The sequence below is a fragment of the Paraburkholderia rhynchosiae genome (genome assembly GCF_002879865.1).
Classification (GTDB): Bacteria; Pseudomonadota; Gammaproteobacteria; order Burkholderiales; family Burkholderiaceae; genus Paraburkholderia; species Paraburkholderia rhynchosiae.
In genome coordinates, this window is record NZ_PNXY01000012.1 from 157,712 (window position 1) to 182,308 (window position 24,597).

At 62.2% G+C, this 24,597-nt stretch carries 20 protein-coding genes; 10 read left to right on the top strand and 10 right to left on the bottom strand.

Features of this window, described 5'->3' with window-relative positions:
* Window positions 1-45: 45 nt before the first annotated feature.
* From C0Z16_RS18470 to garD, 7 genes are all read right to left on the bottom strand, one after another.
* Entirely contained in the window at window positions 46-1,245 is a 1,200-nt protein-coding gene (locus tag C0Z16_RS18470; protein WP_102633551.1) for a porin, read from the bottom strand.
* Between the two features lie 78 nt (window positions 1,246-1,323).
* Entirely contained in the window at window positions 1,324-2,676 is a 1,353-nt protein-coding gene (locus C0Z16_RS18475) for a TRAP transporter large permease (protein WP_102633552.1), read from the bottom strand.
* Window positions 2,677-2,683: 7 nt separating this feature from the next.
* A complete protein-coding gene (locus C0Z16_RS18480; RefSeq protein WP_167403543.1) occupies window positions 2,684-3,163 on the bottom strand; it encodes a TRAP transporter small permease in 480 nt (159 codons plus the stop codon).
* Between the two features lie 144 nt (window positions 3,164-3,307).
* Window positions 3,308-4,300 carry a TRAP transporter substrate-binding protein gene (locus tag C0Z16_RS18485; protein WP_102633553.1) on the bottom strand — a complete coding sequence of 331 codons (993 nt, stop codon included), beginning with the start codon at window positions 4,298-4,300 and terminating at the stop codon, window positions 3,308-3,310.
* A 633-nt stretch (window positions 4,301-4,933) separates the two neighbouring features.
* Complete coding sequence (locus tag C0Z16_RS18490) at window positions 4,934-5,887, bottom strand: SMP-30/gluconolactonase/LRE family protein (protein WP_102633554.1); 954 nt, start codon at window positions 5,885-5,887, stop codon at window positions 4,934-4,936.
* Window positions 5,884-6,726, bottom strand: a complete 843-nt coding sequence (locus tag C0Z16_RS18495) for an NAD-dependent epimerase/dehydratase family protein (protein ID WP_102633555.1) — start codon at window positions 6,724-6,726, stop codon at window positions 5,884-5,886. The genes C0Z16_RS18490 and C0Z16_RS18495 overlap by 4 nt, the downstream gene beginning before the upstream one ends.
* A 114-nt stretch (window positions 6,727-6,840) precedes the next feature.
* Entirely contained in the window at window positions 6,841-8,430 is a 1,590-nt protein-coding gene (garD, locus tag C0Z16_RS18500) for a galactarate dehydratase (RefSeq protein ID WP_102633556.1), read from the bottom strand.
* A 236-nt stretch (window positions 8,431-8,666) separates the two neighbouring features.
* Here garD and kdgD point away from each other — a divergent pair, with 236 nt between their 5' ends.
* The 3 genes from kdgD (at window position 8,667) to C0Z16_RS18515 (ending at window position 12,035) form a co-directional block, all read left to right on the top strand.
* Complete coding sequence (gene kdgD, locus C0Z16_RS18505) at window positions 8,667-9,584, top strand: 5-dehydro-4-deoxyglucarate dehydratase (protein WP_102633557.1); 918 nt, start codon at window positions 8,667-8,669, stop codon at window positions 9,582-9,584.
* A gap of 185 nt (window positions 9,585-9,769) precedes the next feature.
* A complete protein-coding gene (locus C0Z16_RS18510) occupies window positions 9,770-11,119 on the top strand; it encodes an MFS transporter (protein WP_102633558.1) in 1,350 nt (449 codons plus the stop codon).
* 172 nt (window positions 11,120-11,291) lie between these two features.
* Window positions 11,292-12,035: a FadR/GntR family transcriptional regulator gene (locus C0Z16_RS18515; protein WP_102633559.1), complete on the top strand. Its 744-nt coding sequence runs from the start codon at window positions 11,292-11,294 to the stop codon at window positions 12,033-12,035.
* Window positions 12,036-12,127: 92 nt separating this feature from the next.
* Here the strand turns inward: C0Z16_RS18515 and C0Z16_RS18520 are convergent, their stop codons facing one another.
* A complete protein-coding gene (locus C0Z16_RS18520) occupies window positions 12,128-13,723 on the bottom strand; it encodes an aldehyde dehydrogenase (NADP(+)) (RefSeq protein ID WP_102633560.1) in 1,596 nt (531 codons plus the stop codon).
* A gap of 224 nt (window positions 13,724-13,947) precedes the next feature.
* Between C0Z16_RS18520 and garL the strand changes: the two genes are divergently transcribed.
* The 3 genes from garL to C0Z16_RS18535 all read left to right on the top strand — a co-directional run bounded on the left by garL (window position 13,948) and on the right by C0Z16_RS18535 (window position 17,921).
* Entirely contained in the window at window positions 13,948-14,763 is an 816-nt protein-coding gene (garL, locus tag C0Z16_RS18525; RefSeq protein ID WP_102633561.1) for a 2-dehydro-3-deoxyglucarate aldolase, read from the top strand.
* Window positions 14,764-14,776: 13 nt separating this feature from the next.
* The gene (locus C0Z16_RS18530) at window positions 14,777-15,700 is read left to right on the top strand and encodes a 2-hydroxy-3-oxopropionate reductase (protein ID WP_279635071.1); all 924 of its coding nucleotides are present in this window, start codon (window positions 14,777-14,779) and stop codon (window positions 15,698-15,700) included.
* A gap of 217 nt (window positions 15,701-15,917) precedes the next feature.
* Complete coding sequence (locus C0Z16_RS18535) at window positions 15,918-17,921, top strand: glycoside hydrolase family 28 protein (RefSeq protein WP_102633563.1); 2,004 nt, start codon at window positions 15,918-15,920, stop codon at window positions 17,919-17,921.
* Between the two features lie 181 nt (window positions 17,922-18,102).
* Here C0Z16_RS18535 and C0Z16_RS18540 read toward each other — a convergent pair whose 3' ends face one another.
* Together C0Z16_RS18540 and C0Z16_RS18545 are read right to left on the bottom strand one after the other, a co-directional pair.
* Window positions 18,103-19,395, bottom strand: a complete 1,293-nt coding sequence (locus tag C0Z16_RS18540) for an MFS transporter (RefSeq protein ID WP_102633564.1) — start codon at window positions 19,393-19,395, stop codon at window positions 18,103-18,105.
* Window positions 19,396-19,424: 29 nt separating this feature from the next.
* Window positions 19,425-20,273, bottom strand: coding sequence for an NAD-dependent epimerase/dehydratase family protein (locus C0Z16_RS18545; protein WP_102633565.1), 849 nt, complete (start codon window positions 20,271-20,273; stop codon window positions 19,425-19,427).
* A 571-nt stretch (window positions 20,274-20,844) separates the two neighbouring features.
* Here C0Z16_RS18545 and C0Z16_RS18550 point away from each other — a divergent pair.
* From C0Z16_RS18550 to C0Z16_RS18560, 4 genes are all read left to right on the top strand, one after another.
* Window positions 20,845-22,257, top strand: a complete 1,413-nt coding sequence (locus tag C0Z16_RS18550) for a cytochrome ubiquinol oxidase subunit I (RefSeq protein ID WP_102633566.1) — start codon at window positions 20,845-20,847, stop codon at window positions 22,255-22,257.
* A gap of 24 nt (window positions 22,258-22,281) precedes the next feature.
* A complete protein-coding gene (cydB, locus tag C0Z16_RS18555) occupies window positions 22,282-23,286 on the top strand; it encodes a cytochrome d ubiquinol oxidase subunit II (RefSeq protein WP_102633567.1) in 1,005 nt (334 codons plus the stop codon).
* Window positions 23,261-23,413, top strand: coding sequence for a hypothetical protein (locus C0Z16_RS38205; RefSeq protein WP_167403544.1), 153 nt, complete (start codon window positions 23,261-23,263; stop codon window positions 23,411-23,413). The genes cydB and C0Z16_RS38205 overlap by 26 nt, the downstream gene beginning before the upstream one ends.
* Before the next feature lie 361 nt (window positions 23,414-23,774).
* Window positions 23,775-24,527 (top strand): response regulator transcription factor, encoded by a 753-nt coding sequence (locus C0Z16_RS18560; RefSeq protein WP_102633568.1) that lies wholly within the window; start codon window positions 23,775-23,777, stop codon window positions 24,525-24,527.
* Window positions 24,528-24,597 lie beyond the last annotated feature (70 nt).

Consider the following 24,597-nt stretch of genomic DNA (forward strand, 5'->3'; position numbering starts at 1 on the left):
GTCGCTGTGGCGGCATAACAACACGCCGCCCCCAACCCTGACCAATCAGAAGCGGTGGATGATGCCCACGCCGGCAGCAACCTGACTACGCGACGAGGACGGCGCGCTGTTCTGACCGTCGCCGATATCGGCCGTTGCATTGATGATGCTGATGCCGTTGTTGCCGATCGTCTGGCCGCTCGCACGCTGATACGCTTCCAGCGCGTACAGACCGGTCCGCTTGGAGAGGCTGTAGTACTGCGAGAGGTTGAACTGGTGATAACGAGCCGCGCTCGAGATGCCGTTCGACTCTGTTGCACGCGTGTAGCTATAGCCGGCAGCCAGATCCAGCGCGCTGATCGGCTTGAAGTGCAGCACGGCGCCAGCCGTGTTGAACGTCGCCTGATGACGGAACGCCGAACCCACGCCCGGGATGTATTGCACGTTCGAGTACGAGAACGACACGTCCAACTGCGAGCTGAACGCATAGCCGCCGGTGACCGCAACGCGCTGCTGAGCCTGCGCCGTGCGATAACCGTTGTTGATGCCCGACACGCCCGGCTCAGAGCCATTGTTCGATGCGGTCGAATCCGCGCCCCAGGCACCGCCGCCCAAAGTCGAGTTATTGATGCGCTGGAAGCCTGCCGCGATACCGAACGGACCGTTCAGGTACTGCACTGCCGCGCTCCAGGTCGAGCCGGCATTGAGCCTGCCCGCCACGCCGCCCAGCGCATACGAACCGCTTACCGTCAGGCCGTGCATATTCGGCGACGTGTACACCAGCGAGTTGTTCACGCGATACAGCGTATCCAGCGAGTCGATATCGCCCGGATGCGCGCCGTAAGCGCCCGTCAGCCACGTGGTCGGGCTATACGGCGACAGCAGCGTGTAGTACGACGTGTACTGGCGGCCGGCCGTCAACGTACCGAATGTGGAATTCGTCACACCAACCCATGCCTGGCGATTGAATGCGAGGCCGCTCACGCCTTGCGCGCCGGTCGCGCTGTTGAAGCCCTGCTCCAACTGGAAAATGGCCTTCGTGCCGCCGCCAAGATCCTCACCGCCCTTCAGGCCGAAGCGGCTGCCCGCCCAGATGCCATTGTTCATCTTCACGACCGAGCGGCCGCCCGAGTTCGAACCGAGCGCGGCCGAGCTGCTTTGGTAGCCGATGCCCGTATCGACGATACCGTACAACGTGACGTTGCTCTGGGCGTGCGCGCCAAGGGCGATCAGACCCAGGGCTGAGGTTGCTAGTGCCTTTTTCATTTATGCTCCTCTTAAAAAACTGTTCTTGACTACCGGCGTTTTGTGAACAGCGCCGCCGGTGAATCGTGGGGATTGAGGTCAGAAGACCGGATGCCCATTAATCAGGCTCGGCAACCACGTGGAGAACATTGGCACGTAAGTCACAATATTGATGGCGCTGAAGATAGCGAGGTAATACGGCCACGCCACCTTAGTAGTTTCCCCAATCGACACATTGCCAATCGCGCATCCGATGAATTGCACTGAGCCGATCGGCGGATGCACGAGGCCCAACGCGCAGTTCAGCAGAATCATGATGCCGAATTGCACAGGGCCGACGCCGCTATGCATCGCCATTGGCAAAAACAACGGCGTGGTGATCAGGATGTGTGCCGCCATGTCGACGAACGTCCCGAGGAAAATCTGGATCACGTTGATGTACAGCAGCATCAACCAGGGGATGCTCGTCGCGCCGTCGAGCATGTGCTCGATGGCGTCGGGGATCTCCAGATAAGCCATCTGGAAGCGCAGCATGTTCGACACGCCGATGAGCAGCAGCACCACGCCGGTCGTTTTTGCGGCTTTCGAGAGTGCGAACGAGAGCTTCTTCAGCGTCATCGTGCGATACACGACGACCGTCAGCACCAGCGAATAAAACACCGCAATAGCAGCGGCTTCCGTCGCCGTTGCAATACCCTTCGCCACGCAGACCAGAATGATCGCGATGACCATCAGGCCCGGCACGGCGCCGAGGAACGTACGCGCGACCGCGAACCAGCCAGGAAAACGCTGCAATTCGGTCGAACCGTCGGGACGGCGCGGATAGCCGTAGCGCACCGCTTGCCAGTACGCGGCGATCAGCACGAAGCCCATCACCCACAACACCGGCAACAGACCCGAGAACAGCAGATCGCCGATCGACACGCCGCTCATCGGGTGTCCGTTCAGCGTGCCGGTAATGCCCTGCGCCGCGAACGCGTAGATGATCATGTTGGTCGACGTCGGCATTAGCGCGCCCGCCAGCGACGAATGCGTCGTGACGTTGACCGCATACGCCGCGCTGTAGCCTTCGCGCTTCATCAACGGAATGACGACGCCGCCCATTGCCGACGTGTCGGCCGTGGGCGAACCCGAGACGCCGCCGAACAGCGTGCACGCCACCACGTTGGCCATGCCGAGGCCACCGCGGAAATGGCCGACCGTGGCCTGCGCGAAACGCAGGATGCGATCGGCGATACCGCCGTGCAACATCAACTCGCCGGAGAAAATGAAGAACGGCACGGCGAGGAACGAGAATGCGTTCATCCCCGAGACCATCGACTGCATCGCGGTGGCCGCGGGCAGCCCTTCATACAGATACGTCAGCACGCACGACAACCCCAGCGCGAACGAAACAGGAACGCCGAGCACCAGAAAAACGAGGAAACTGATAGAGAGGAGGGCAAGTTCCATGATTGTTCTAGTTGTGTTTCTTTGCGAAAAGCGCCAGCAGGTTCTCGAATGAGAACAGCGCGATGCAGACGCTGGCAATGACCGGGATCACGTAGCGCAGCGCTTCGGGCAAGCCGAGAATCGGAATCCGGTCATGAAAGGTGGTCTCGGCCATTTGCAGCGAGCCGAAAAAAATCGCTACGGCGAGCGCGATCAGGCACATGTGCTGGAACGCATGCGCGACGATCTGACCTTTCGGCGGCAAGTTCTTCACGAGCGAATCGAGCCCGATATGGCCGCCTTCGCGAACCTTGAGCGCGGCGCCGAACATCGCGATCACGATCACCAGCAACAGCGCGATCGGCTCGACGAAATCGGGGGCGTCGTTAAAGACGTAGCGCATCACGACGCTGTAAATCACGAGCAGACTCAGCACTGCCAGACTGAGCGACGCGGTGATCACCAGCGCGTGAAAGAGAAAATCGTTTGGCCGTTTCATGAATTTCATTGACCCCATCCTTGCCTACGACGGACTGCTTTTACTAGTTAGTAATGCTATTTTCCGTCACCAGTGACGCAATCGGCTCGCAGCGGGAAAGCCCGCAGTTGGTCCTGCAAACTTTCCCGCTGCTGTCAAAGCGCTATGCGAGTCTTACTTGATTGCCTGGATCTCGTCGACGAGCTGCTTCATTTGCGGCGTCTTCTCATACTTCGCCCAAACCGGCTGCATCACCTTGACGAACGCCGCGCGATCGATCTGCGACGATGCGACGATCTGCGCCCCGCCCTTCGTCACCGTCTTGCCCGCGTCGTTTTCGCGCGCGGTCCAGAGCTTCTGGTAGTAAGGCACGGAGTCGGCCGCGGCCTTCTTGATGATGTCCTGCTCCTGCGGCGACAACGTGTCCCAGATCTTCTTCGAGAAGACGAGAACTTCCGGTGTCATCGAATGCTGGGTTTCCGAATAGACCGGAGCGACTTCGAAGTGCTTGGTTTCTTCGTACGACGGCAGATTGTTTTCCGCTGCGTCAACGAGGCCCGTCTTGAGGCCCGTATAGACTTCGGCGAACGGCATCGGCGTCGGCGTGCCGCCCATCGCCCTGATTTCGTCGACCATCAGATCCGACGGTTGCACGCGCACCTTGAGGCCCTTCATGTCGGCCGGCGTGCGGATCGGCTTCTTCGTGTAGATGGAACGCGCGCCGCTCTCGTAGAACGTCAGCGCGATCATGCCCTTCGCCTTGAAGGCGTCGAGAATCTTCTGGCCTTCAGGGCCGTACATCACCTTGCGGAAATGATCGACGTCGCGGAACAGGAACGGCAGCGACGGAATCATCGACTCGGGAACGATTTCGTTGAATGCCGCGCCGTTGGCACGCGCCATGTCGAGTGCGCCGATGCGCACCTGATCGATCGTATCGTTCTCCGAACCAAGTGCGCTGTTGCCGAAGACCTTGACCGAATCCTTGCCGCCGGTTGCCTTGTTGAGCTGCTCGCCCATGTACTTCACAGCCATGTTGGTCGGATACGTGTCGCCGTGCACGTCCGACACGCGGAACACGCGCGCTTGCGCGGACATCGCGCCGAAGGCCAGCACCGAGGCGGCGACGATCAATGAAACACGGGAAGAGGCAAATTTCTTGTTCATCGTGACATTCCTGGAAAAATAGACATCCAATCGATAGCGGAGGGCCGCTGGCGGAGGGCCGCTGGCGGACGATCGATTGCGGATGCGACATGGTTTTACTGCGTCTCCCGGCGCTGCGCTCGCGGTCTCCTCCTGCTTGCGAACGCTTTACCGTGCTGTCCCGTGCAATCTCCCGAGCACAAGGAACAGCACTCCTGCCAGACAACTCGACTTCTTTTACTTCTGCTACGTCGGCGTGCGTCTCGCGCGAATAGTCGTGCGTGAAAGCCGCCCGTATCGCGCGGCAATTTCGAAAACAACAGAAAGCAATCTGTTTGCGCTTATACGTTGTATGACGACATATGAAGTCTATAAAACGCAGTTTGGGTTGTACAGACGGTATTTACCCGAGGAAACAGACGGTCGGCGGGATGACCCGAAAGGCGTGCGGGGCCGCGGCGGCAGGGCAGTCAGCGTGCAAGCACAAAGTAGTGAACCGGCGATGTAGAAATGTCGTTTCTGTTAACCAATCACCCAAACCGTGGCGCCGACGCCACATTGTTGTACGACGAGTGATGAATGGTAGCGAGACATCCAGCGATGAAGGCGCCAGTGTGACAAGACACTGGCCCCTGCTCGGCCCGAATGTACCGCTTATAGTTCGCCCGCGAATTCGGGCTCGGGCAAGCCGCTCGCGCCAGGATGTACCGCGAAAACATGCCCGTCATGCTCGCTCGCGCCGGCTGCGGGACGAATCGACGTGACAAACAGCGTATCCAGATTGCGTCCGCCGAACGCGCACATGGCCGGCTTCGTTGCGGGCACAGCGATCTGCCGGTCGAGCTTGCCGTGCGGCGTGAAGCGCAGCAGCTGACCAGCATCGTTCGCGCAGATCCAGTAGCAGCCGTCGGCATCAACGGCAGCGCCGTCGGGGCGGCCCACATAGTGGTTCAGGTCCGCGAACACGCGCCGGTTGCGCGGCTCGCCGGTTTCGACGTCGTAGTCGAAAGCCCATATCTTTCTGCGCGACGGATGCGAGTCGGACAGGTACATCGTCGTGCCATCCGGCGACCAGCCCAAGCCGTTTTGCGTGATCAGTCCGTCGACAACCGGCGCCGACAACACGCCGTGCGCATCGAACCGATACAGCGCGCCGGCCGGATTGGCCGCGGCCATGTCCTGCACCATCGTGCCGGACCAGAAACGACCTTGCCGGTCGCAGCGGCCGTCGTTGAAACGCATGTCGGCGCACGCGAACACAGGAGCGGCGAGCTTGCGCCCCGTCACTTTCACAGGTTCGTTACCGCGCACGGCTTGCGTTGCCGCATCAGCCGAAGCCTCGTTCAGCGCAACCGCAAACAGGCCCGTTTCGCAACCGGCAAGCACGCTGCCGCGACGATCGAACGCAATGCATGCAACCTTCTCGGGCAACAACCATTCTGAGCGCTCGCCCGAATCGAGCCGCAAACGCACGATCTTTTGCGCCGGAATATCCACCCAGTAAAGCGCCTGCTCGGCAACGCGCCACACCGGACTTTCACCGACCCTAGCCGGCGCCTGCCCCGCCGCCTCGACCCGTTCGACGCGCGGATTGCCCGCCGCGCTCACCGCTTCGGCTCCATCGGTCCGGCGAGCACGAACGCGCCGCCCTGAAAGCGCTGCGTGGGATCGTCGAGATCGGCGGTTGGCGCCGTAACAGAAAAGAGATGCTCGAATTCGACAGAGCTGTCCTGCGGACGAAAACCGAGAAACGCAGCCTTCGTGTTATCGACCCATTTGGTGCGGTTATCCGAGACGCCGTACACGATCGCATGACCGACACGATTGGTGAACAGCGAACAGCGCACCAGTTCGATGAAGTCGCGATAGCTGAGATACGTCACAAGCATGCGCGGGTTCTTCGGCTGCTCGAACGACGAGCCGATCCTTAGACACACCGTCTCCAGGCCGAAGCGGTCGAAGTAATAACGCGACAACGATTCGCCGAAGCATTTCGTCACGCCGTACAAGCTGTCGGGGCGCAAAGGCGCGTCGACATCGACCACTTCCGTCACCGGATGAAAGCCCACCGCGTGATTCGAACTGGCATACACGATGCGCTTCACGCCATGTTTCTGCGCAGCTGAATACAGGTTGTACAAGCCGCGGATGTTCGCTTCGAGCAGGTCTTCGAAAGGCGCTTCGACCGAGATGCCGCCGAGATGAATCACGGCGTCCACGTCTTCGAGCAGCGCATGGACCGCAGCTTCGTTCGCGAGATCCACGATCGACGCTTCTTCGTGTGCGGCCACATCGCCGAGGGGCGCGATGTCGGTTACGCGCACGACATCGGCCCACGCCGCTAACGCGCCGCGCAACTGCGTGCCGAGATTGCCCGCCGCTCCCGTGAGCAGGAGGCGTCGGAAGGGTTTGCGTGCAGCGGCGCGGTCAGGATTCGAATCAGTCATGTCTTTCTGTTTATTGATTAGCCACTGTCAATGAAGCGGATGAAGCCAATGAGGCAATGAAGCCGCCAAGCAAAACGAGCCGCGAAAATCGCGGCTCGTCAAAGGAAAAGACAATCAGGTCACCGGCGCCGGATTGAAGAGCGCCAACGCATTGTGCAGCTTGAGTTTCTCCGCACAGGTCTTCTTGCGCCCGCTCGCGACGTCGATCATGAAGTGGAACAACTCCCAGCCCACCTCTTCGATCGTCGCCGTGCCCGTTGCAATGGTGCCCGCGTTGATGTCCATCAGATCATGCCAGCGGCGTGCGAGATCGGAGCGCGTCGCGACCTTGATGACCGGCACTTCCGCGAGACTGTACGGCGTGCCGCGGCCGGTCGTGAAGACGTGCAGATTGATACCCGCGGCAAGCTGCAGCGTGCCACAGATAAAGTCGCTCGCTGGCGTCGCCGCGTAGATCAGCCCTTTCTGGCACACCTTTTCACCCGGCGACAACACGCCGGAAATCGCCGAGTTGCCCGACTTGATGATCGAACCCATCGCCTTTTCGACGATATTCGACAAGCCGCCCTTCTTGTTGCCGGGTGTGGTGTTCGCGCTGCGGTCAGCGCCGCCGCGCTTCAGATAATCGTCGTACCACTGCATCTCGCGGATGATCGCCTGCGCCACATCTGCGTTTGCCGCGCGCGCCGTCAGTTGATCGACGCCGTCGCGCACTTCGGTAACTTCCGAGAACATCACCGTGGCGCCCGCGCGTACCAGCAAGTCGGTCGCGAAACCCACGGCCGGATTCGCGGTGAGTCCAGAGAACGCGTCGCTGCCGCCGCATTGCACGCCGACCACGAGGTCGGCTGCGGGACACGTCTCGCGACGCCGATTGTTCAGCCGCTTCAGATGACCTTCGGCCGTTCTCATGATCGACTCGATCATCGACTGGAAGCCGACGTGCGATTCGTCCTGCAGTACGACGACGTCGCCATTCTCGTCAGCGCCAAGATCGCCAATATCCGCAATTTCCGAAGGATTCGCCGCCGCGGTGATCGGAATCGTGCCCGGCGGCATCAGACGCTCGGGCTGCAGCTTCTCGCAACCGAGGCTGACCATCATGACTTCGCCGCCGAAATTCGGATTGAGCGCGATGTTGCGCACGGTGCGGATCGGCACCATCGCGTCGGGCGCGTCGATCGCCACGCCGCAGCCGTAGGTGTGGCCGAGGCCCACCACGTCATCGACATTCGGGTACTTCGGCAACAGCTCGGATTTGATGCGCGTGACTGCGTGTTCAACCACATCGGCCACACATTGCACGGTCGTCGTGATCGCGAGAATGTTGCGCGAGCCCACCGAACCGTCGGCGTTGCGATAGCCCTCGAACGTGTAGCCCTCGAGCGGCGGCATCTCGGGCGCCTTGATGGTGGCGATCGGCAGATCCTCGAGCCCCGGCGGGCTCGGCATGCGGATCACGTGTTCGTTGATCCAGCTTCCCTTGGGCAGCGCCTTCAGCGCATAACCGATCACCACGTTATAGCGGATGACCTCGTCGCCCTCGGCCAGATCGGTGAGCGCGACCTTGTGCCCTTGCGGCACGCGCTCGCGCAGCACGAGGCCGTCGGGAAAAACCGCGCCTTCACCCAGGCCGCCGTCGTTGACGACGATCGCGACATTGTCATTGGGGTGAACGCGAATGTAGAGCGGGGAAAGTTCCATTGCATCGATCCTTATGGCGATTTATGCCTTCTGCGCCAGCTATTCATACGTCATCCTACAACACGTGCATTGATGGGGACGTTCCGTATTTACCCTATGGACAGCATTATGCCGCGAAAACACCGTTGAGTTAGCCGAATTGTTGTTGTACGATGACGTATAAGAAATCTTCATTTCTATCCGATCTAACAGATCTAACGGATTCGCCCTAATACCGACGCCTGGATACACACATCATGACAACACCGCAGGAACTCAAGCAGATCGTTTCGGAAGGCCTCCTGTCCTTCCCCGTCACCGACTTCGACGAACAAGGCGACTTTCGCGCCGACACCTATGCCGAGCGCCTCGAATGGCTCGCTCCGTACGGCGCGTCGGCACTGTTCGTCGCCGGCGGCACGGGCGAATTTTTCTCGCTGACACACAACGACTATTCGAACGTCGTGCGCACGGCGGCCGAGGTGTGCAAAGGCAAGGTGCCGATTCTCGCCGGCGCAGGCGGCCCGACGCGCGTCGCGATCGCGTACGCGAAAGAAGCGGAGCGCCATGGCGCGAACGGCATTCTGCTGATGCCGCACTATCTGACCGAAGCCTGCCAGGAAGGCATTGCCGCGCACGCCGAAGAGGTCTGCAAGTCGGTGCCGAACATGGGCGTGATCATCTACAACCGCGCGAATTCCAAGCTTAACGCCGATATGCTCGAAGGGCTGGCCGAGCGCTGCCCGAACCTGATCGGCTTCAAGGACGGCGTGGGCGAGATCGAAAACATGGTGACGATCCGCCGCCGCCTCGGTGACCGCTTCTCGTATCTCGGCGGCCTGCCGACCGCGGAAGTCTACGCCGCGGCCTACAAGGCGCTGGGCGTGCCGGTGTACTCGTCGGCGGTATTCAACTTCATTCCGAAGACCGCGATGGACTTCTACCGCGCCATCGCCGCAGACGATCACGCGACCGTCGGCAAGCTGATCGACGAATTCTTCCTGCCGTATCTGGCGATCCGCAATCGCCGTGCGGGCTACGCGGTCAGCATCGTCAAGGCGGGCGCGAAGCTCGTCGGCCACAGCGCCGGCCCGGTTCGCGCGCCGCTGACCGATCTGACGGAAGAAGAAATGGCCAGCCTCGACACGCTGATCAGGACGCTCGGCCCGCAGTAATGCAGCGCTCGCGGCCGACGCGTTGACGACCCGCCGGCCGCGTCAATGAGAGCCGCATAGACGGCAGCGCGAGTAGCGCCCGGGGACGGCACGTCGCCGGGCGTTTTTCGCACATGCGGCCCAGGCCGCCACGCCACAAAAGGCCGGGAGCCCCGCTCCCTTGTATAAAAATTCAGGAGATGACCATGGAAATGAGCCGCACGGCGAGTTCCGCGAACGTCGCGAAGCGCACCAAAGTCCGCTACGCGATCCTGCTACTTATCTTTGTGATCACCACGTTCAACTACGCGGACCGCGCGACGCTGTCGGTCACAGGCTCGGCAATGCGCGGCGAGTTCGGCTTCGACGCGATCAAGATGGGCTATATTTTTTCGGCGTTCAGCTGGGCCTACGTGCTGTCGCAGTTGCCGGCCGGCTGGCTGCTCGACCGCTTTGGCGCGCGGCGAGTGTACGCCGCGAGCATTTTCTTCTGGTCGCTCTTTACGCTGCTGCAAAGCTCGATCGGCTTATTGGGCAGCGCGGCCGCCGCGGTGACTGGCCTCTTCGTGCTGCGTTTCGCGATGGGCGCGGCGGAATCGCCGGCCTTTCCGGCCAACGCGAAAGTTGTAGCAAGCTGGTTCCCGACCACGGAGCGCGGCACCGCATCGGCAATTTTCAACTCGGCGCAATACTTCGCCGCGGTTGTGTTCACGCCGCTGATGGCGTGGCTTACGCACGCGTTCGGCTGGCACATGGTCTATGTCGTGATGGGCGCAGCCGGGCTGCTGCTCGCCCTCACCTGGCTCAAGGTGATGAAGAATCCGGCCGACCATCCGGGCGTGTCGGCCTCCGAACTCGAGTACATCGAACAGGGCGGCGGCGTGGTGAACGGTCACCACAAAGCGCGTCCCGACGACGTCGCCAGAACGGGCGGCTGGTTCCTCGTGCGTCAACTGCTCGGCAACCGGATGCTGGTGGGCGTCTATCTGGCGCAGTACTGCATCAACGTGCTGACGTACTTCTTCCTGACGTGGTTCCCGATCTACCTCGTGCAGGCGCGCGGCATGACGATTCTGCAAGCTGGACTCGTCGCCTCGTTGCCCGCGATCTGCGGATTCTCGGGCGGCGTGCTCGGCGGCATTCTGTCGGACTCGCTGATCCGGCGCGGCCATTCGCTGACCGTCGCGCGCAAGGTGCCGATTGTGGGCGGGATGCTGCTGTCGGTGTCGATCATCGGTTGTAATTACGTTTCGACGGACTGGATCGTCGTCGCACTGATGTCGCTCGCATTCTTCGGCAAGGGCATCGGCGCGCTGGGCTGGGCGGTAGTCGCGGATACGTCGCCGAAGGAAGCGCTCGGCCTGTCCGGCGGCATCTTCAATATGTTCGGCAACGTGGCGGGCATCGTCACGCCGATCGTGATCGGCTACCTCGTTGCCAGGAGCGGCTCGTTCAACGGCGCGCTGGTGTTCGTCGGCGCGAACGCGCTGCTCACGGTATTCAGCTACCTCGTGATCGTGAAGGACATCAAGCGCGTGGAGCTGCGCCCGCGCTAAGCGCCGCGCCGTGGTCCTACTTCCCGCCGTGCCCGAGGCCCACCGGCTCACAAGCCCGGTGCCCGGGCACGGCGCTCAAAATGATCCGAGCCTTTCTATAATCAGTCGTCAGACGACGGTATAATGGATCGCAGGAAGTATCTGCAACTATCTGATTCAAGGGGCGTTTTCGATGGCTACACCACTGGCATCCGCGGCACCGCCACGACGCGCTCGTAATCTTGCCGAGCTCGTCGTCAACTACGTCACCGAGCAGATCGCGTCCAACGCACTGAAGCCCGGCGACAAGCTGCCGACCGAATCGCAACTCATGGTCACGCTGAGCGTGAGCCGCACGGTCATTCGCGAAGCCATTTCGCGCCTGCAGGCGGGCAAGGTCATCGAGACGCGCCACGGCATCGGCAGCTTCGTGCTCGAGCCGCAGCGCGAAAAACTCGGCATCGACATGGTGCCGGCCACCACGCTGCGCGACGTGTTGTCGATTCTCGAACTGCGCATCAGCCTCGAAACGGAATGCGCGGGTCTCGCCGCCCAGCGTGCGAAGTCCGACGATCTCGCTCGCATGCGCACCGCGCTCGATGCAATCGAAGCGACCCGTCACAACGGGCTCGACAGTGTCGACGCCGACTTGCAGTTCCATATCTCGGTGGCGCGCGCCACGGGCAACCGCTATTTCGTGGACATCCTCACGCAAATGGGCAGCGCGCTGATTCCGCGTAACCGGCTCGACTCGGCCGGCATTGCGCGCGCGGAACCGGACGCGTATCTGTCGCTCGTCAACCTGGAACACGAAAGCATTCTCGAAGCGATCAGCCGGCACGACGCCGAAGGCGCGCGCGCGGCCATGCGCATGCATCTGTCGAATAGCCGCGAACGCTTACGGCGCGCGAATGAAACCGCTGAGACGAATAATTAAGCGGAGCAAGTAGCTGATTTTTTCCGACGCACGTGAAAAAGAAAATGGCCGGGGAGTTCACCTCCCCGGCCATTTTTTCATTTCAAGCGCGCTTAGCTACGCGTGATCTCGCCATCGCGGCGACGCCACAATTCCAGCGGATTGCCGTCGGCCAGCGCTTGCGGCAACAGATCGGCCGGGAAGTCCTGATAGCAGACGGGACGCAGAAAGCGCTCGATCGCGGTCGAGCCCACCGAGGTCGCGCGGCTGTCGGAGGTAGCCGGGAACGGGCCGCCGTGAACCATCGCGTGACATACCTCGACACCGGTCGGGAAACCGTTGACCAGAAGCCGCCCGGCCTTGCGTTCGAGAATCGGCACGAGCTTTTGGGCGGCCGACAAATCGGCGCTGTCCATCTGGATAGTCGCGGTCAGCTGGCCGGCAAAGTGCTCCGCCACCTGCAGCAGTTCCTGTTCGTCCTTGCAACGCACGATCGTCGATGCCGGTCCGAACACCTCGTCTTCCAGCGCCGGTGTGGCGAGGAACGTCGGCGCGTCAGTGACGAACAACGCCGCGCGCGCCTGGGTCGGGCCCGTTACGTCGACGCCGCGCGCCACTGTCTCCACGCCTGCGATCGCCGCCAGCTTGCCCTCGCCTTCCTGATACGCCGAGTGGATGCCCGATGTGAGCATCGTCTGCGCCGGCTTGCCGCCCAGCGCCTCGGATGCCACAGCGACGAATTGCTTCAGCGCATCGCTATCGACGGCAATCGCAAGGCCGGGGTTGGTGCAGAACTGGCCAGCGCCGAGCACGAGCGAATCCACGAAGCCACGTGCGATGCTCCCGGTGCGCTGCGCGAGCGCGTTCGACAGAAGGAATACCGGGTTGATGCTGCTCATTTCCGCGTAGACGGGAATCGGCTCGGGGCGCGCCGCCGCGACGCGCATCAGCGACAAGCCGCCCGCGCGCGAACCGGTGAAGCCCACTGCCTTGATCGCCGGATGCGCGACGAGCGCTTCCCCGACGGAATTGCCCGCGCCGACGATCAGCGAGAACACGCCTTCCGGCAAGCCCATTTCCTGCGCGACGCGCTGAATCACGCGACCCACCATCTCCGACGTGCCGAGGTGGGCGCGATGCGCCTTCACCACGACCGGGCAACCCGCCGCGAGCGCCGCAGCCGTGTCGCCGCCCGCGACCGAGAATGCGAGCGGAAAATTGCTCGCGCCGAACACGGCAACCGGGCCCAGCGGAATCTTTTGCATGCGCAGATCGGAACGCGGCAGCGGCTTGCGATCCGGCAACGGCGAATCGAGCGTCGCGCCGAGCCACTGGCCCGAGCGCACGACTTGCGCGAACAGCTTGAGCTGGCCGGTCGTACGACCGCGCTCGCCTTCAAGGCGCGCCTTCGGCAAACCGGACTCCTGCTGCGCATGTTCGACCAGCGCGTCGCCCAAAGCAGTGATACCGTCGGCAATGCGCTCCAGGAATTCGGCGCGCACGGCGAGCGGCAACTGGCGGTACGGGTCGAACGCTTCCTGCGCCAGTTCGCACGCAAGGCCGACGTCACGAGCCGTGCCGCTGCCGAAGACCGGTTCGGCGATATCCGAACCCGTGGAGGGGTTGAACGCGTGTAGCGGTTGCTCGGCGCCGCGCACGGCCTTGCGGCCGATCAGCATTTCGCCGGTGATCTGGCTGGAACTCGACATGTTTCTTTCCTTGAATTAAAGGCCGTAGATATAAGTCATCCTACAACATAGAGAGGTGCTCGTGCAACCGCGACCCACGCGTGAAATCGAGAGTTCGGGTTTACGTGGCCGTTACAACGGCCGGATCGGGTGCTAATCTGGAACAAGACATACGACGACCTATAACATGTGGTTTAGCTGTCGTCGGAACTTACCCGATCCATTGCCGTTCGAGGAAAACGTTCATGCCAGCCGCGCCCAGCCAGCCCTCTGAGTCCTACCCGTCCTTACCCAATAGTTTCCGCCACGCGGTACGCGGCGGCGAAACCCTGATCGGCTGCTGGGCGTCGCTCGCCAGTCCGATCGTCACGGAACTGCTCGGCGTGATCGGCTTCGACTGGATGCTGCTCGATGCCGAGCACGCGCCCAACGACGTCCTCACGCTGATACCGCAACTGATGGCGCTCAAGGACAGCCGCAGCGCGCCGGTCGTGCGCCCACCGGCCAACGACAGCGTGATCATCAAACGGCTGCTGGACAGCGGGTTCTCCAACTTCCTGGTGCCGTTCGTCGATAACGCCGACGACGCCGCACGCGCCGTCGCCGCGACGCGCTATCCGCCGCTGGGCATACGCGGCGTCTCGGTAGCCCACCGCGGCAACCGCTACGCGACGGTACCGGATTACTTCGAAATTGCCAACGACAACGTCTGCGTCATCGTGCAGATCGAGAGCCGCAAGGCAGTGGACTCGATCGACGAGATTCTCGCCGTCGACGGTGTCGACGCGGTTTTCGTCGGCCCCTCGGATCTTGCGGCCGCGTATGGCCATCTCGGCAACGCCGCGCATCCCGACGTGCAGCAAGCGATCGCGCACGTGTTCCAACGCGCGCAGGCCGCGGGCAAGCCGAGCGGCATTCTCGCGCCGGTGCAGGCCGACGCGGAGCGCTATCTCGCGATGGGTTGCCGCGTCGTCGCCGTCTGCGCCGATCTCGGCCTTCTGAAGAACGCCGCGCAGACGGTCCACACCCACTTCATCCAGAAACCGGCGGGCCAGGCCTAAGTCAGGCACGAACGTGGCCGCCATGACATCTCCGGAGCACTCCATGCAAAAAGCAGGCTTTATCGGACTCGGCATCATGGGCAAGCCCATGGCTGCGAATCTTCTCAAGAACGGCGTCACGCTCGCCGCCTTCACGCGCAGCGGCGTTCCCGACGACCTCACGCAAGCCGGCGCTCAGGCGTGCGACAGCCCGGCCGCCGTCGCCGCGCAGGCCGACGTTATTTTCGTGATGGTGCCGGACACGCCCGACGTCGAACGCGTGCTGTTCGGCGAACAGGGACTCGCGAGCGCGTTGCACGCGGGACAAACAGTGGTCGATATGAGCTCGATTTCGCCGATGGCCACGCGCGAATTCGCCGCTCGTGTGCGCGAGACCGGCGCGGATTATCTCGACGCGCCGGTGTCCGGCGGGGAAGTCGGTGCGAAGGCGGGGTCGCTGACCATCATGGTTGGCGGCGAACAGGCAAGCTTCGACAGCGTGAAGCCCTTCTTCGACATGATGGGCAAGAACGTCACGCTGATCGGTGCAGTCGGCGCGGGACAGGTGTGCAAAGTCGCGAATCAGGTGATCGTGGCGGCCACTATCGAGGCGGTCGGTGAAGCGCTGCTGCTCGCGTCCAAAGCCGGCGTCGATCCGGCACGCGTGCGCGAAGCGTTGATGGGCGGCTTCGCGTCGTCGCGCATTCTCGAAGTGCACGGCGAGCGTATGACCAGGCGCACCTTCGACCCGGGCTTTCGTATCGAGCTGCATCAGAAGGACTTGAACCTCGCCCTTTCGACCGCGCAGGCGCTCGGCGTCTCCTTGCCCAATACCGCCACCTGTCAGGCTCTTTTCAATGCGTGCGTAGCGCACGGCGGCAAAGCGTGGGACCACTCCGCGATGGTGCGCGCGCTTGAAGTGCTGGCCAATCACGAGATCGGCCAGAAAACCGCCTGATCGCCACACCGGCTTTAGCAGCGCCGCTTCGCCTGTTCATGCATATGGATAGGTCAGGCGGCGCTGGTTTCATCCAGGCGTTGCGCAAGTCAACAAAAACCCTTCATTTCTTTCAATTAATAAGGATGACTGACGGAATGAAAGCAGTTGCAACGAACAGAACGCGTTCGAGCATCAACGATTATTCACAACGCCCGTAAAGGGCAAGGAGACACGTGTGGCAACCCAATATAAAAACAGCAGCAAACGGGCGACATCGAGAACCCCTGCTCAGCCCCAACCCGATTCGCCCGCCCGTCGGGCATTCATGGTGTTCGCCGGAACGTCCGCGGGCGCAACGCTGCTGGGCGGCTTGTCCGCATGCGGCGGGTCCGGCAGCTCGGGCCTCACACCCGAGGATCCGATCTGGGGCAGCTACGGCGCCGCCACCCAAATCATCGCTTCGCTGAAAAACATCACGCAGTCGATGTTTGCCTCGCGCGATTTCGTCGTCACGCAATACGGCGCGCAACCCTGCGCGGTGGTCGCCGCGACGAACCCGTACACGGGCTCTTCGTCGCTCGCGAGTCCGGGCTCTAATCAGACCAACGCGCCGTCGTCGTTCGACTCGCGGCCCGCGTTTCTCGCCGCGATTCAGGCGTGCAACGAGGCCGGCGGCGGCCGCGTCGTGGTGCCGTCCGGCACCTGGTATTGCGCGGGACCGATCGTGCTGCTCAGCAACGTGAACTTCCATCTCAGCGCGAATTGCACGATCTATTTCAGCCCGAATCCGGCTGACTATGCGAAAGACGGCCCGGTGAACTGCGGCGCGAACGGCAACCTCTTTTACAGCCGCTGGCAGGCAAACGATTGCCTGAACTATGGTTCGCCGGTTTACGCGCGCAATCAGACCAACATCGCGCTGACCGGCGAAGACGCGACGTCGGTGCTGAACGGCCAGGCGATGACGCCTTTCTCCGGTTCGGGCAACACAGCCACGTGCTGGTGGACCTTCAAGGGATCGAACGGCGCATACGGTTGCGTGAGTTCGTCGACGCCCTCACAGGTGTATCGGAATCCGAACAACGTCGACCTCAAGACGGCGGCGCCCGGCATTTCCGACGCGCTCTATGCGCAACTGACGAGTCCGACCACCCCGTGGCAAGAGGATCAGAACTACTTGCCCGCTCTCTCGGAAGCGGGCGTTCCCATTGCGAAGCGCGTTTTCGGCATCGGTCATTATCTGCGTCCGTGCATGGTCGAGTTCATCGGCTGTACAAACGTGCTGATGGAAAACTACTGCACGAACAACACGCCGTTCTGGCAGCATCATCCGACCGATTGCAAGAACGTCGTGATTCGCGGCGTGACGACCAACAGCATCGGCCCCAACAACGACGGCTTCGATCCCGACGCATGCGATAACGTGCTCTGCGACAACGTCACGTTCAACACGGGCGACGATTGCATCGCCATCAAATCGGGCAAGGATCTCGATACGCAATACGGTCCCGCGCAGAATCACGTGATCCAGAACTGCACGATGAATAGCGGCCACGGCGGCATCACGCTCGGCAGCGAAATGGGCGGCGGCGTGCAGAACATCTATGCACGCAATCTGCAGATGCTGAATCAGAATTGGGCGACCAATCCGCTGAACATCGCGATCCGCATCAAGACGAATATGAATCGCGGCGGCTTCGTGAAGAATTTCTATGTCGACAAGGTCGCGCTGCCCAACGGCGTCGCGTTGAAAGGCGGCGGCTACGGCAGCGCGCTCCTCGCCGGCAGTCCGATCAACGGCACGGTGCCGCTCGGCGTCGCCACCGCGACAGCGGCCAATCCGTCTGCTGCACAGGGCGGCCTGATCACCTTCGACTGCGATTACCAGCCGGCCAACGACGCGATAAGAACCCGCCCTGCCGTCGTGCAGAACGTGAACATTTCGAACGTGCAGGCGAGCAACGTCACGCTCAACGGCGTCACGGGTTCGTGCTTCCAGGCGATCGTCGCGCAAGGCCCGGTCGCTTTCGACTACAACGGCCCCGCGCCCGCGCCGACGATTCCAGCAATCACGGGCGTCACCATTTCGAACTGCAATCTGGGGACGGCGGTCAGCGCGGGACCGGCCACATCGACTACGCCGGGGCCGATCTATGCATACAACGTCAACGGCATTGCGCTGAAGAACGTGGTGATCGGCACAACGACATACAACACGACGGTGGTGGATCAGCGTTAAACACTAAGCGTTAAGCAAAAAAGCGGGCAAAAAGCGGCGCGGCGCAAGGAGCAACGTTGTTCGCCGCGCCGCCTGAAAATGGCGAGAGATAAAACCCTGCGAATCGAGCATAAAAAATGGCGGCGCCCCAAAGGCGCCGCCATTTTATTTGCGCTTGCACGCAGTCGCTGAGACTAGCGGATCACTTCGCCGCAGCGCCTGCCGCAACCCAACGCGGCTCCGGCGTCTTGTCCGTGCTTTTCGCGAGCAGGCACACCACGCCAGCCGCGATGATGTCGAACACCGCCAGCAGCACGAACAGCGGGCTGTAGCCGACCTGCGTGACCAGCACACCGAACAGGGCCGTGAACGCGGCCGCACCGAGGTAACCGGCCATGCCACCCATGCCCGTCGCGGTGGCGACTTCGTTCTTGCCGAACATATCGGACGTAATTGCGTACAACGCGCCCGACAAGGTCTGGTGCGCGAAACCGCCCACACACAGCAGCGCGACCGCCACGTACGGACTTGCCACGAGGCCCACGCACGCCGGCCCGATCATGCACAGCGCGCCGACCACGAACACCATTTTGCGCGACGTGAAGAGCGATACCTTCGCGTACTTATGAAACAGCGGGCTCAGATAGCCGCCGAGCACGCAGCCGATATCCGCCGCGAGGAACGGCATCCATGCATACAGCGCGATTTCCTTCAGGTTCATGTGACGCTCGGTCATCATGTAGAGCGGAATCCACGCGTTGAAGGTTTGCCACGCCGGCTCCGACAGAATCCGCGGAATGCCGATCGCCCAGAAGTCGCGGCTCCCCAGCATCGCGAGCCAACTGCGCTTGGGCGCGCCGGCGTCGCTGTGCTTCGCTTCCTGGCCGCTGAGAATGTATTCGCGCTCCGCGTCGCCCAGCAGTTTCTGCTTGCGCGGATGCTTGTACAGCAGCATCCACACGACGCTCCACACAATCCCCGCCACGCCGACGATCACGAAAGCCAGTTGCCATTCGCCGTGCAACAGCGCCCACACCACCAGCGGCGGCGCGAGCAACGCGCCGATCGACGAACCGATGTTGAACCAGCCGATCGCGACCGAACGCTCTTTAGCCGGGAACCACTCGCTCGTCGCCTTGACGCCGGCGGGAATGCCTGCAGCCTCCGCAATGCCGAGCAGGCCGCGGAAGAACGCGAGGCTCTGCCATCCCGTCGACCACGCCGCCGCCGCACAGGCGAGCGACCAGGCCACGGCGAACGCGGCGAAACCGATTTTCGTGCCGACCGTATCGAGCAGGAAGCCCGCGACCGGCTGCATGAATGCATAGCAAAGCTGCCACGCGACCACCACGTGAGCGTATTGCTCGGTGGTGATGTGAAGGTCCTTCATCAACGTCGGCGCGGCCACCGACAACGTATTGCGCGCCAGGTAATTGATAATGAGCCCGGCTGCGACCAGACTGACCATCCACCAGCGGATGCCCTTGATCTTCATTGCTGCGTCTCCTAACGATGCTTGAACTTTCAGGACGGCCGGGCCGCGGAAGCCGCGGCGTTATCGGCGCCGGTACCCGCGTCCGCGTCCTCACGCGAATAATCGATGCCGACAAAGCTGCCGCCCTGGAAGCGCTGGCCCAGCGCATCGAGCGGATTCGGACGGGCCAGAATTTCCTCGGCGCAGTCTTCGGCGTTTTGCGTCGGCTTGTAGCCCAGACGGTCGGCGCCGCCGTTGTCCCACCAGCTGCGCGTGTTGGCGGAAACGCCCCACACGGTGATGAAGCCGACGTCCTCTACGTCGATGCAGCGGTCGAGGAAATGCATCAGATCTGCATGACCGAACCAGGTGCTCAGATGCCGCGGCTCGGTCGGACGTTCGAGACAACTGCCGATGCGCACGCACACGCTCTCGATGCCGTGTTTGTCCCAATACATCCGCGCGAGTGCTTCGCCCCACACCTTGCTCAGGCCATAGAAGCCGTCCGGGCGCAGTTCGCAGTCGAGGCTGAGACGCTCAGTCACGGGATACATGCCGATCGCGTGATTCGAACTCGCGAACACCACGCGCTTGACGCCGTGCCGGCGCGCGCCTTCATACACTTCGACGAGACCACGCAGATTGTTTTCGATGATCTCGGGCAGCGGACGCTCCACGCTCGTCCCAGCGAAGTGGATCAGCACGTCGACGCCTTCCAGCAGACGATCGACGACCGCGGCATCGCGTAGGTCACCATGCATCACATCCTCGCCGTCGACGAGCGGGGTCAGCGGTTTGGAGCCCGCCGCCGAGCGCAGCGGGGTGCCGCGTGCAATAAACGCAGCGCGCACGACCGAGCCAAGCTGGCCTCCGGCGCCACTCAGGGCAATCTTTTTCATAGGGGTTCCTTTACTGCATCGGCTCGCGAGCGACGAGGATCGTCTGCGGCGCGACGTATGTTGTACGATAACGTACTATCGGCGATCAGGAAGCTGATTTCAACCAGGCATTTACCCGAATTACGAAGGGTCCTCTGAGAGGATTTCGTCTGAGAAACAACGCGCCAGCACATCTCAGTTTGTGCGATGTCGTATAACATTCGCGAACCTCCGGCGCATAAAGATTCGTCCGGCCCGGTCGTCCTCAGCACTTACCCCGCGCATCCCCGGTGCGTCAGAAAGCCCGCTGCGCCGCCCTCCCGCCCTTGCTGCGACGCGGTCGATTGCCGCAGTTTCGCGCCGTCAAGCCAAAACGCGCGCTCAAAAACACTCAGAAAAAGCTGATACACATCAAGACCTTGCCGTCAAAAAAACGGCCAACAGCCCGAAACAAGGCGGTCTTTTGACGCACGTCGCACCGCAGCATAAATCCTGCGCTTCCTCTAATCTTCGACCATCTGCGAAACGCAGTGCGCACCGACAACGGTCGACGCGCTTAGTCCGCCTCTGCGGCATCACGCACTTCACGATCATGAACTCCGCAATATCGGCATTCGATCTCGCCCGCATCCAGTTTGCGTTCACCGTCTCTTTTCATATCGTCTTTCCGGCGCTGAGCATCGGCCTCGCCAGCTTTATCGCCGTGCTCGAATGGCGCTGGCTGAAAACCGGCAAGGCGTACTACAAAGACCTGTGTCTCTTCTGGTCGAAGATTTTCGCGGTGGCCTTCGGCATGGGCGTGGTGTCCGGGGTCGTGATGAGTTATCAGTTCGGCACCAACTGGTCCGGTTTCTCCAGCTTCGCGGGCCCCATCACCGGACCTCTGCTGATGTACGAGGTCATGACCGCGTTCTTCCTCGAAGCCGGCTTCCTCGGCATCATGCTGTTCGGCTGGCAGCGCGTGAGTCCGCGCGCGCACTTCGGCGCGACGCTGATGGTCGCCATCGGCACGCTGATCTCCACCTTCTGGATTCTCGCGTCCAATAGCTGGATGCAGACGCCGCAAGGCTTCGAAGTCGTGAACGGCCAGGTCGTGCCGCTCGACTGGTTCAAGATCATCTTCAATCCGTCGTTCCCGTACCGGCTCGCGCATATGGCGCTCGCGGCGTTCATCGTCGCGGCGCTTGTCGTGGCGGCGGTGGGCGCATGGCATCTACTGCGCGGACGGCGCGACCCCGCCGTCAAGAAGATGTTCTCGATGGCGCTCTGGCTGCTGCTGATTCTCACGCCAGTCCAGGCATTCGTCGGCGATCAGCATGGTTTGAACACGCGCGAATATCAGCCGGCGAAGATCGCGGCGATCGAAGGTCTGTGGGACACCGAAAAAGGCGGCACCGCGCTAAACCTGTTCGGCATTCCCGACATCCAGGCGGAAACCACGCGCTATGCGGTGTCGATTCCGCATCTGGGCAGCCTCATTCTCACGCATAGCTGGGACGGCGAAATTCGTGGCCTGAAGGAATTCGCGCCGCAGGACCGGCCAAACTCCACGGTCGTATTCTGGAGCTTTCGCATCATGGCCGGGCTCGGCGTGCTGATGATCGTGATGTCGGTCGCCGCGTGGGTGCTGCGCCGCCGCGGACGCCTGTTCGAATCGAAGTGGTTCCAGCGCGTGGCCGTAGCGATGGGCCCGAGCGGTTTCATCACACTGCTGGCCGGCTGGGTCACCACGGAAGCCGGCCGCCAGCCGTGGGTCGTGTATGGCGTGATGCGCACGTCGCAGGCGGTGTCGCCGCTCACCACGCAACAGGTCGGCATTTCGCTGATGGCGTTCGTAGTCGTGTACTTCCTGGTGTTCGGTACGGGCGTCTACTACATGCTCAAGCTGATGCGCTCCGGTCCGGCGCTGCCCGGACAGACGCCGCACGGCGTGCCAGAGCAGACACTGGATCAGACCGCGCGCCGCCCCTTCTCCGCCGCCGATCAGATGATCGACGCCGCCTAACCTGGTCGACTTGCGAGAAAGAAAATGGACGTAACCGTAGTGTGGGCCGCGATCATCGCGCTAGGCCTTTTCATGTATGTCGTGCTGGACGGCTTCGATCTTGGTATCGGCATTGTCTTTCCGTTTTTCCCCGACGAGAAGGAACGCGACCTGATGATGAACACCGTCGCACCGGTCTGGGACGGCAACGAAACGTGGCTCGTGCTCGGCGGCGCCGCGCTGTTCGCCGTGTTCCCGATGGTGTATTCCACCGTGCTGTCCGCGCTCTATCTGCCGCTGATCTTCATGCTCGTGTGCCTGATCTTTCGCGGCGTGTCGTTCGAGATTCGCGCGAAGGCCAATCGGACCAAGCACATGTGGGATCTCGCGTTTATCGGCGGTTCGGCGGGCGCCACGTTTTTCCAGGGCATCGTGCTGGGTGCGTTCCTCCAAGGCATTCCCGTGATCGACGGCGCCTATGCCGGCGATGCGTTCGGCTGGCTCACGCCGTTCAGTCTGCTGACGGGCCTCGGGCTTATCGTCACGTACGCGTTGCTGGGCTGCTGCTGGCTGGTGGCGAAAACGGAAGGCGACTTGCAGCGCCGCCTGCATCGGGTGGTATGGCCGCTGACTGTCGTGCTGCTCGGCTTCATCGCGATCGTGAGCCTGTGGACGCCGCTGCAGGACCCGAACATCGCGCAACGCTGGTTCCACGACGGCCTTCTCTACCGACTGCTGCCCGTGCCATTCATGGTCGCGGCCTGCGCGGTCTTCATGCGCCGCGCGGTACGCGAGCGGCATCACAACACGCCGTTCATACTCGCATTGCTGCTCGTGCTGCTCGGTTATGTCGGGCTGCTGGTGAGCCTGTGGCCGTATGCGATTCCGTCGAGCGTGACGCTGTGGGAAGCGGCCGCGCCGCGCTCCAGCCAGACGTTCACGCTGGTCGGCGCAGCGGTGATTCTGCCGATCATCATCGCCTATACGACGATGGGTTACTGGGTTTTTCGCGGCAAGGTGCGTCATGGCGACCAACATCACTATCACTAAGTCCGCGAGCAAGCTGCCGGGCTGGCTCTGGTTCGTGGCGCTCTGGTGCTTCGGCGTGGGCTCGGCGATGTCGCTCGGCTTCGCCTTCAAGCTGCTGATGAATGCGACGTTATTTGCCGTGAAATGAGCGCTAGGCGCCCGTCGGCTCACGCGCTTTGATCCGGCTGGCATAACCTTTCGAAGCCGTCCGAAACGGCTTCAAAAACGGTGCGCGCGGCTCGTCTACGTAGCAAGCCGGAACCAATGCGCGAGAGACCTGCCTGTAGAACACGCAGATGAAGACGCAGATGAAGACGCAGATAATGTAGCGCCGGCGATCCCACAAGAGAGAACGACCGGCGCGGAGAGCCGCAAGGCACACCGCGCCACACCGATCGGCTTATGATCACGGGGTAGCCGGCAATGATGCGATTCACGACAACAGAAGTAAAACAAGACCCTGCAACGGCGGTAGTCCACAACGCGCAAGCCCGACTCGTGGAGACATCATGAAGTTTCTTGTGGCGGACGACCATGAACTGATCCGGCAAGGCGTCAAGGGAATGCTCCGCGGTCTGGATCCCGACGCCCAATTCGACGAAGCCGACACGTGGGAAACCTTGGCTGCGGCCGCGCGGCCCGACGCCGATCACGATCTTGCGATCGTCGACCTGCATATGCCGGGCATGAGCGGCGCGTCGTCGCTTGAAGTGCTGTTGAAGGCGAATCCAGCGCTGCCGGTGGTGGTGCTTTCCGCCGAAGAGTCGCCGGACGAAATGCGCGCGGTGCTGGCCGCCGGCGCGCTCGGTTTTGTGCCGAAGCGGCAGCCGGCAAGCGTGATGCTGAAGGCGATCGAGCTCGTGCTGTCGGGTGGCGCTTATGTGCCGATGGAAGCGCTGAGCCTGCTCGGCTCGCGTGACGGGCAATCCGCGGAGGTCTGTGCGCAGAACGCCGGAGCCGTTCAAGCCACGGCAACCGCGCGAGGCCAGAGCGGCGCGACACTGACCGAACCCATCGCGCAACTCCAGGCGTTGCAGCCGCATCAGCAGCACTTGCTGGAGAATCTGTCGCCGCGTCAGCAGGACATCATGCGGCTCGTGCATCGCGGCTGGACCAACAAGATGATTGCGCGGGAACTCGGCGTGGCGGAAGGCACGGTCAAGGTGCATCTGTCGGTGATCTTTCGGGCGCTCGGTGTCCACAACCGGGCAACCGCAATCGCCGTGATCAACGGCTGGCTCGAAGCAGGGAAAACGCTGTAGCGTTCGTGGCAGTAAAGGCCGCGAGGTCGCGCGTATTAGCTTTCATTGGCGATGCGCTCAGCTGCGCGCA

Bases quoted from the DNA above. Each gene is read 5' to 3' on its own strand.
- kdgD (WP_102633557.1), top strand. From the start codon at position 8,667: ATGACAACACCGCAGGAACTCAAGCAGATCGTTTCGGAAGGCCTCCTG.
- C0Z16_RS18515 (WP_102633559.1), top strand. From the start codon at position 11,292: ATGGCTACACCACTGGCATCCGCGGCACCGCCACGACGCGCTCGTAAT.
- garD (WP_102633556.1), bottom strand. From the start codon at position 8,430: ATGGAACTTTCCCCGCTCTACATTCGCGTTCACCCCAATGACAATGTC.
- C0Z16_RS18545 (WP_102633565.1), bottom strand. From the start codon at position 20,273: ATGAAAAAGATTGCCCTGAGTGGCGCCGGAGGCCAGCTTGGCTCGGTC.
- C0Z16_RS18560 (WP_102633568.1), top strand. From the start codon at position 23,775: ATGAAGTTTCTTGTGGCGGACGACCATGAACTGATCCGGCAAGGCGTC.
- C0Z16_RS18550 (WP_102633566.1), top strand. From the start codon at position 20,845: ATGAACTCCGCAATATCGGCATTCGATCTCGCCCGCATCCAGTTTGCG.
- C0Z16_RS18540 (WP_102633564.1), bottom strand. From the start codon at position 19,395: ATGAAGATCAAGGGCATCCGCTGGTGGATGGTCAGTCTGGTCGCAGCC.
- cydB (WP_102633567.1), top strand. From the start codon at position 22,282: ATGGACGTAACCGTAGTGTGGGCCGCGATCATCGCGCTAGGCCTTTTC.
- garL (WP_102633561.1), top strand. From the start codon at position 13,948: ATGCCAGCCGCGCCCAGCCAGCCCTCTGAGTCCTACCCGTCCTTACCC.
- C0Z16_RS38205 (WP_167403544.1), top strand. From the start codon at position 23,261: ATGGCGACCAACATCACTATCACTAAGTCCGCGAGCAAGCTGCCGGGC.
- C0Z16_RS18485 (WP_102633553.1), bottom strand. From the start codon at position 4,300: ATGAACAAGAAATTTGCCTCTTCCCGTGTTTCATTGATCGTCGCCGCC.
- C0Z16_RS18480 (WP_167403543.1), bottom strand. From the start codon at position 3,163: ATGAAATTCATGAAACGGCCAAACGATTTTCTCTTTCACGCGCTGGTG.
- C0Z16_RS18470 (WP_102633551.1), bottom strand. From the start codon at position 1,245: ATGAAAAAGGCACTAGCAACCTCAGCCCTGGGTCTGATCGCCCTTGGC.
- C0Z16_RS18520 (WP_102633560.1), bottom strand. From the start codon at position 13,723: ATGTCGAGTTCCAGCCAGATCACCGGCGAAATGCTGATCGGCCGCAAG.
- C0Z16_RS18475 (WP_102633552.1), bottom strand. From the start codon at position 2,676: ATGGAACTTGCCCTCCTCTCTATCAGTTTCCTCGTTTTTCTGGTGCTC.
- C0Z16_RS18510 (WP_102633558.1), top strand. From the start codon at position 9,770: ATGGAAATGAGCCGCACGGCGAGTTCCGCGAACGTCGCGAAGCGCACC.
- C0Z16_RS18495 (WP_102633555.1), bottom strand. From the start codon at position 6,726: ATGACTGATTCGAATCCTGACCGCGCCGCTGCACGCAAACCCTTCCGA.